Annotated in this window: 1 protein-coding gene; it reads right to left on the reverse strand. The window is 55.3% G+C overall.

What is annotated here, in order from left to right; genetic code table 11:
* The coding region (locus ACRD67_RS20635) for a beta strand repeat-containing protein (protein ID WP_430969188.1) at positions 1-1,805 on the reverse strand (1,805 nt) is incomplete at both ends.

A 1,805-nucleotide genomic window follows, 5' to 3' on the forward strand; every position in this document is an offset into this window, starting at 1 on the left:
TTGTCCACAACAGTGGCCCTACGGGCATCGAAGGTCGTGGCAGCGCCGTCCTCGTTGGTATAGGTCAATGTACCGTCACCGTTATCGGCCAGGGTACTTGTCGTCTCATTAAAGGTGGTGATCGTGCCGTCCTCACTGGTGTAGGTAAAGCTACCGTTACCGTTGTCCACAAGTGTGGTCACGGTATTGTTGGTGTCCACCGTTATTGTGGTCCCTGAATCGTCCGTGATGTCAAAGGTCCCGTCGCCATTGTCCACCACCGTGGCACGCCTCGCATCGAAGGTGGTCGCCGTACCGTCCTCGTTGGTATAGGTCAAGGTCCCGTCACCGTTGTCGGCAAGGGTACTCGTCGTCTCGTTGAAGGTGGTGATGGTCCCGTCCTCACTTGTGTAGGTAAAACTGCCGTTACCATTGTCCACCAAAGTGGTCACCGTATTGTTCGTGTCCACGGTCACCGTGGTACCGGAATCGTCCGTGATATCGAAGGTGCCGTCCCCGTTGTCCACCACCGTGGCACGTCTTGCATCGAAGGTCGTGGCCGCACCGTCCTCGTTGGTATAGGTCAATGTACCGTCACCGTTGTCGGCAAGGGTAGATGTCGTCTCGTTGAAGGTGGTGATGGTCCCGTCCTCAGAGGTATAGGTAAAACTGCCGTCCCCATTGTCCACGAGCGTGGTCACCGTATTATTGGTGTCCACCGTTATTGTGGTCCCTGAATCGTCCGTGATGTCAAAGGTGCCATCACCATTGTCCACAACAGTGGCACGCTTTGCATCAAAGGTGGTCGCCGTACCGTCCTCGTTGGTATAGGTCAAGGTCCCGTCACCGTTGTCGGCAAGGGTGGATGTTGTCTCGTTGAAAGTCGTTATGGTCCCGTCCTCGGAGGTATAGGTAAAGCTACCGTTACCGTTGTCCACCAAAGTGGTCACTGTGTTGTTGGTGTCCACGGTCACCGTGGTACCGGAGTCGTCCGTGATATCGAAGGTGCCGTCGCCGTTGTCCACAACAGTGGCCCTTCGGGCATCGAAGGTCGTGGCCGCACCGCTTTCGTTCGTATAGGTAAAGGTACCGTCCCCATTGTCCACCAAAGTGGTAATGGTCTCTGATATCGTTACGGAAGACACATTCAAATAAAGGCCGCCATCGGTTCCAACCGCGATGTCATTATTGGCATCGGCGCTTACCAAATCAATGGTCTGGGCCGTACCGGCTTCGTTGGTATAAGTGAACGTACCGTCGCTGTTGTTGACCAAATTGGTAAGGGTACCATTACTGTCTATGGTCACCGTGGTACCGGAATCGTCCGTGATATCGAAGGTGCCGTCACCGTTGTCCACAACAGTGGCCCTTCGGGCGTCAAAGGTGGTGGCAGCGCCGTCCTCGTTGGTATAGGTAAAAGTGCCGTCGCCGTTGTCGGCAAGGGTTGAAGTCGTCTCGTTGAAGGTGGTGATCGTGCCGTCCTCAGAGGTGTAGGTAAAACTGCCATCGCCATTGTCCACCAAAGTGGTCACCGTATTGTTGGTGTCCACGGTTACCGTCGTACCGGAATCGTCCGTGATATCAAAGGTGCCGTCACCGTTGTCCACCACCGTGGCCCTTCGGGCATCAAAGGTGGTCGCCGTACCGTCCTCGTTGGTATAGGTCAATGTACCGTCGCCGTTGTCGGCCAGGGTAGATGTCGTCTCGTTAAAGGTAGTGATCGTTCCGTCCTCGGAGGTGTAGGTGAAACTACCGTCTCCGTTGTCCACCAAAGTGGTCACCGTATTGTTCGTGTCCACGGTCACCGTGGTACCGGAATCGTCCGT

Origin of the sequence: Eudoraea algarum, assembly GCF_050589645.1 — a bacterium.
Taxonomy (GTDB): Bacteria; Bacteroidota; Bacteroidia; order Flavobacteriales; family Flavobacteriaceae; genus JBNGOQ01.